The sequence below is a fragment of the Agromyces humi genome, from assembly GCF_009720255.1.
Lineage (GTDB): Bacteria > Actinomycetota > Actinomycetes > Actinomycetales > Microbacteriaceae > Agromyces > Agromyces humi.
This window is the reverse complement of record NZ_WJSP02000380.1, coordinates 1-3,472: the sequence shown is the minus strand read 5'-3', so window position 1 is coordinate 3,472 and position 3,472 is coordinate 1. Positions and strand designations below refer to the sequence as shown.

Below are 3,472 nucleotides of genomic sequence, written 5' to 3'. Positions count from 1 at the left end.
GACGGCTGGTCTCCGCGGCGAGCAGGTCGGGCGGAGACCAGCCGTCGCGGCCGAGCACGCCGTGCATGTGGGCGGCGACACCGTTGCGCGGGGCGCCTGCGTCGAGCACGAGGACACGGCGACGTGCGCGCCCGAGCATGAGGGCGGCGCTGAGACCCGCGCTGCCGCCGCCGACGATGAGGACATCCCACGAGTTCTGCATGTCTCCCATGCTGCGGAGTGCGGGCGGACCTGGCAACGTGATTTGCCGGAACGGCAAAAAGGGAGGTGGACATGCCCGACGACCTCGACGGCGTGCTCGACGGCGTCGCGCCACGGCTGCGTGCGCTCCGCGCCAGGCGCGGACTCACCCTGGCCGAGCTCTCGGAGCACACCGGCATCTCGGTCAGCACCCTGTCGCGCCTGGAGTCGGGCGGCCGCAAGCCGACCCTCGACCTGCTGATCCGGCTGGCCGCCGTCTACCAGGCGAGCCTCGACGACCTCGTCGGCGCCCCGCAGATCGCCGACCCGCGCGTGCATCCCAAGCCCTTCTACCGCGGCGGCCGGGCGATCATCCCGCTCACCCGCGACAACCCCGATGTGCACGCCTTCAAGATGGTGCTGCCGGGACATCCGCCCGACGAACCCATCGCGCAGCGCGCCCACGAGGGCTACGACTGGATCTACGTGCTCAGCGGCCGCGTGCGGCTCGCCCTCGGCGACGACGAGATCGTGCTCGAGGCGGGCGAGGCCGCCGAGTTCGACACGCGCGTGCCGCACGGGCATGCGAGCGCCTCGACCGAGCCTGCCGAGATCATCAACCTGCTCAGTCGCCAGGGCGAGCGGGTGCACCTGCGCGAGACCGGCGCGTCCTGATCCGGCGCCAGGGCGATCCGAGCAGCGGATGCCGCGTGCCGCCGCCGCGGGGAGGTCAGCGCTCCTCGGGGTCGGCGCCGCGCGCCGCGCGGCCCCCGTCGACCGGGATCACCGCCCCCGAGACGAATCCCGCGGCATCCGACAGCAGGAACGCGACCACGCGCGCCACGTCGGCGGGCTCGCCCGGCCGGCCGAGCGGATGGAGCCGGCGCACCTGCGCCTCGAACGCCGCGCGGCTCGTGAGCGACAGCTCGTCGAGGTGGGCGGTGTAGCGCTCGGTCACGATCGAGCCGAGGGCCACGCCGTTGCAGCGGATCCCGTGCGCGCCGTAGTCCACCGCGATCGCCCGGGTCAGGCCCTCGATCGCCGCCTTCGACGTGGCATACGGCAGCGCCCCGCGCACCGCACGCTGCGCCTGGTGCGACGACACGTTCACGATCGCGCCTGCCACGCCGGTGCGCAGGAACTCGCCGACCGCCGCGGCGGCGCCGGTCAGCACCGGCCGGAGGTTGCGCGCGACCAGGTCGAGCGTCGCCTCGCCGCCGGCCTCGTGCAGCCACGCGTCGTGGAAGACCGCGGCGTTGTTCACCCAGCCGCGCAGCTCGCCGAACGACCGCGCGCGCTCGAGCGCCTGCTCCAGCACCTCGGGATCGCCCGCGTCGCCCACGACGGAGGCGCCGGCCGCCGGGTCCAGCCACTCCGCCGGACGCACGTCGACGACGACTACGGCGGCGCCCTCGTCGGCGAGCACCTCGGCGATCCGCCGGCCGATCCCGCCGGCGGCGCCGGTCACCACGTGCACTGGCTTCGGCTCGGCCATGGGGTCATCGTAGGTCGAACGGCCGCGCGCGGCATCCGCTGATCGCGTTCGATTCGATGCGCAACGCGCGCCGAATCCCTAGGCTGAACGACGATCGGGCGACCTCGTCCGTGATCCCGCAGTTCCGCACCTCGGGGGGAGGGGCGCCGATGTTGAACTGGTTCTACGGCAGCAACGTGTGGATCACGCTGCCCCTGTTCGTCGGTGGGTTCGTGCTCGTGTCGTGCCTCATCGTCGTGGGCCTCCGCCCGGTCGTGCACCGGTTCGTCGACGACACGAAGGAGTGGGACCGCGCGCTCGCCCACGTGATCGGCACCTTCGGGGTGTTCTTCGGCATCCTGCTCGCGCTCGTCGCCGTCTCGGTGTACGAGAACTTCGCCTACACCCGCCAGGCCACGATCGAGGAGGCCGGCGACGTCGGGGCCCTCTACCGCGCCACGCAGGGACTGCCCGCTGAGTATGGGGAGCCCATGCGGCAGTCGCTCGACGACTACATGCACGCGGTGATCGAGATCGACTTCCCGCAACAGGAGGTGGGCCGCCTCCCCGAGGCGAGCGACGGAGAGGTCGACGAGTTCGAGGCGCGACTCCACCAGATCGAGGCGCAACCCGGCGACGAGCAGGCCGAGTTCAACCAGGTGCTCGCCACGTTCGACACGTTCATCGAGTCGCGTCGTGCTCGCATCGACGCCACGGCGCTGGCGCTGCCGCCCCTGTTCTGGCTCGTGATCTGGGTGGGCGCCGCCGTCAACGCGGTGCTGATCGCCTTCATCGCCGTGCGAAGCGCCCGGCTCCACCTGCTGATGGCGGGACTCCTCGCGCTTTTCATCGGCCTGGTCATCTTCGTGACCGCCGACATGGACCACCCCTACGAAGGGGCGATCTCCGTCGGCCCGGGCGCCTACGAGCGCGTGCTCGAGCAGATCATCGACAACCCCGACTAGATCGTCAGTCGCACGTCGACGGCGTCGCCCACCTCGAGGCGCTCCGCCTCGCGCACCCATGCCTTCACCGGCACGATGTAACCGCCGTCCTTCGGCCAGAGCGACGTGGCCCACTCGCTGGCGCCGATGCGCACGGTGGCCGGGACCATGCCCCAGCCGTACGTCACCGCCGACGCGATCGCCGCGATCGCGTCGCACTCGTCGGCGGGCACGGTCACGAAGTGCCACGGCGCCGGGCCGCGCCAGAACCACAGGTCGCCGGTGAACGCCAGGTGCATGCCCGTCATCGTCGTGCCCGCGTCATCCGCTCGCCCGTCATCGTGGTGCCCGCCATTGTCGTGCCCGCGTCATCCGCTCAGGAGATGGCGAGACCCGCACGCAGCGCCCTCGCCTGCTCACGCCAGAACTCGTCGGTCACGCCGGCCTTGGTGAACAGGGCATCGAAGCCGTGGAATGCGCCCTCGACGAGGAACACTTCGCACGGTACGCCGGCCTCGGTGAGCCGTTCCGCGTAGCGGACGTCCTCATCGTGGAACAGGTCGAGCGTGCCCACCCCGATCCACGCGGGCGGCAGGCCCGAGAGGTCTTCGCGGCGAGCCGGGGCGGCGTATGGCGACACGCCCTCGCCGCCCGGCTCCCGGCCGAGGTACGACGTCCAGGCGAACCGGTTACTGCCGGGAGTCCACACCCGCACGTGCCGCGTGTCGAGGTCGGTGCGCGTCACGGTGCGGTCGTCGAGCATCGGGTAGACGAGCAGCTGGAATGCGGGCGCGACCTCGCCGAGGTCGTGGGCGTAGAGCACGAGCCCGGCGGCGAGGCCGGCGCCCGCGCTCGCACCGCCGACGGCGATGCG

The 3,472-nt window shown here is 72.1% G+C and carries 6 protein-coding genes; 2 read left to right on the top strand and 4 right to left on the bottom strand.

The features are described 5' to 3' along the window. Nucleotides 1-202 (bottom strand): FAD-dependent oxidoreductase (locus tag GH736_RS19435; RefSeq protein WP_159606281.1); only part of this gene is annotated, 202 nt, incomplete at its 3' end. A 71-nt stretch (nucleotides 203-273) separates the two neighbouring features. Here GH736_RS19435 and GH736_RS19430 point away from each other — a divergent pair. Further along, nucleotides 274-855, top strand: a complete 582-nt coding sequence (locus tag GH736_RS19430; protein ID WP_159606279.1) for a helix-turn-helix domain-containing protein — start codon at nucleotides 274-276, stop codon at nucleotides 853-855. Between the two features lie 55 nt (nucleotides 856-910). Here the strand turns inward: GH736_RS19430 and GH736_RS19425 are convergent, their stop codons facing one another. Continuing rightward, nucleotides 911-1,675, bottom strand: a complete 765-nt coding sequence (locus GH736_RS19425) for an SDR family NAD(P)-dependent oxidoreductase (protein ID WP_159606277.1) — start codon at nucleotides 1,673-1,675, stop codon at nucleotides 911-913. 149 nt (nucleotides 1,676-1,824) lie between these two features. Here GH736_RS19425 and GH736_RS19420 point away from each other — a divergent pair, with 149 nt between their 5' ends. Then, nucleotides 1,825-2,619, top strand: a complete 795-nt coding sequence (locus tag GH736_RS19420) for a bestrophin-like domain (RefSeq protein ID WP_159606275.1) — start codon at nucleotides 1,825-1,827, stop codon at nucleotides 2,617-2,619. On the opposite strand, the gene GH736_RS19415 is transcribed toward GH736_RS19420, so the two are convergent. Together GH736_RS19415 and GH736_RS19410 are read right to left on the bottom strand one after the other, a co-directional pair. Beyond that, on the bottom strand, nucleotides 2,616-2,897 hold the full coding sequence (locus GH736_RS19415; RefSeq protein ID WP_159606273.1) for a DUF1905 domain-containing protein: 282 nt from the start codon (nucleotides 2,895-2,897) through the stop codon (nucleotides 2,616-2,618). The two genes, GH736_RS19420 and GH736_RS19415, sit on opposite strands and share 4 nt — an antisense overlap. A 77-nt stretch (nucleotides 2,898-2,974) precedes the next feature. Continuing rightward, the coding region (locus tag GH736_RS19410; RefSeq protein WP_159606271.1) for an alpha/beta hydrolase fold domain-containing protein at nucleotides 2,975-3,472 on the bottom strand (498 nt) is incomplete at its 5' end.

Bases quoted from the DNA above. Each gene is read 5' to 3' on its own strand.
- GH736_RS19420 (WP_159606275.1), top strand. From the start codon at position 1,825: ATGTTGAACTGGTTCTACGGCAGCAACGTGTGGATCACGCTGCCCCTG.
- GH736_RS19425 (WP_159606277.1), bottom strand. From the start codon at position 1,675: ATGGCCGAGCCGAAGCCAGTGCACGTGGTGACCGGCGCCGCCGGCGGG.
- GH736_RS19415 (WP_159606273.1), bottom strand. From the start codon at position 2,897: ATGCACCTGGCGTTCACCGGCGACCTGTGGTTCTGGCGCGGCCCGGCG.
- GH736_RS19430 (WP_159606279.1), top strand. From the start codon at position 274: ATGCCCGACGACCTCGACGGCGTGCTCGACGGCGTCGCGCCACGGCTG.